Origin of the sequence: Streptomyces sp. SID5785, assembly GCF_009870065.1 — a bacterium.
In the GTDB taxonomy this organism is placed as follows: Bacteria; Actinomycetota; Actinomycetes; order Streptomycetales; family Streptomycetaceae; genus Streptomyces.
This window is the reverse complement of record NZ_WWIA01001153.1, coordinates 1-1,243: the sequence shown is the minus strand read 5'-3', so window position 1 is coordinate 1,243 and position 1,243 is coordinate 1. Positions and strand designations below refer to the sequence as shown.

At 74.3% G+C, this 1,243-nt stretch carries 1 protein-coding gene; it reads left to right on the top strand.

What is annotated here, in order from left to right; all coding sequences use genetic code 11:
• The coding region (locus tag GTW43_RS37300) for an AMP-binding protein (RefSeq protein ID WP_161306395.1) at positions 1-1,119 on the top strand (1,119 nt) is incomplete at its 5' end.
• Positions 1,120-1,243 lie beyond the last annotated feature (124 nt).

The following is a 1,243-nucleotide window of genomic DNA, read 5'->3' as shown; positions in this document are numbered from 1 at the left end:
TTCGGCGGCGAGGGTCCCGACGACCTGCTGAACCTGGCGGCCGGGAAGCCCGAGGAGTACACGGCGGTGGAGACGGCCGCGGACGACGTCGCCCTCATCGCGTTCACCTCCGGGACGACCGGACGGCCCAAGGGGTGCATGCACTTCCACCGGGACGTCCTCGCGATCGCCGACACCTTCTCCCGGCACGTCCTGCGCCCGCTGCCCGACGACGTGTTCGCGGGGAGCCCGCCGCTCGGCTTCACGTTCGGTCTCGGCGGGCTCGTGGTGTTCCCGCTGCGGGCCGGGGCGAGCGCCCTGCTGCTCGAACAGGCGGGGCCGCGCCAGCTGCTGCCCGCGATCGCCGAGCACCGGGTGTCGGTGCTGTTCACGGCGCCGACGGCGTACCGGGCGATGCTCGCCGAGACGGCCGCGGGCCCGCACGACGTCTCGTCGCTGCGCCGCTGCGTCTCCGCCGGCGAGAACCTGCCCGCTGCCACGTGGGAGGCCTGGCACGAGGCCACCGGACTGCGGATCGTCAACGGCATCGGCGCCACCGAACTGCTGCACATCTTCATCTCCGCGGCCGACGACGCGATCCGGCCGGGCACGACCGGGGTGCCGGTGCCCGGCTGGCAGGCCCGGATCGTGGACGAGTCCGGCGCCGAACGGCCCGACGGCGAACCGGGGCTGCTCGCCGTGCGCGGCCCGGTCGGCTGCCGCTACCTCGCCGACGACCGGCAGACCACCTACGTGCGCCACGGCTGGAACGTCACCGGCGACACCTACGTCCGCGAGGCCGACGGCTACTTCCGCTACCTCGCCCGCGCCGACGACATGATCATCTCGGCCGGGTACAACATCCCGGGCCCCGAGGTCGAGGACGCGCTGCTCAAGCACCCCGACGTGACGGAGGCCGCGGTCGTGGCCCGGCCCGACGAGGCGCGCGGGCAGATCGCCGTCGCGCACGTCGTCCTGCGGTCCGGGGCGCGCCGGGACCCGGAGGCGCTGCGCGAGTTCGTGAAGGCGGAGCTCGTGCCGTACAAGTGCCCGCGCGTGATCGAGTTCCTGGACGCGCTGCCCCGCACCGCGACCGGAAAGCTGCAGCGGTTCCGGCTGCGGGAGCCGGGCGGAGGGTGACCGTCCGGTGTCCGGCCGGCGCGAACCGTACAGTGATCACGTGTCCGAGCAGCCCGCACCCGCCCACGCCCCCCGGTCCCTGATCGTCACGCTCTACGGGGCGTACGGGCGGGACTTCCCGGGG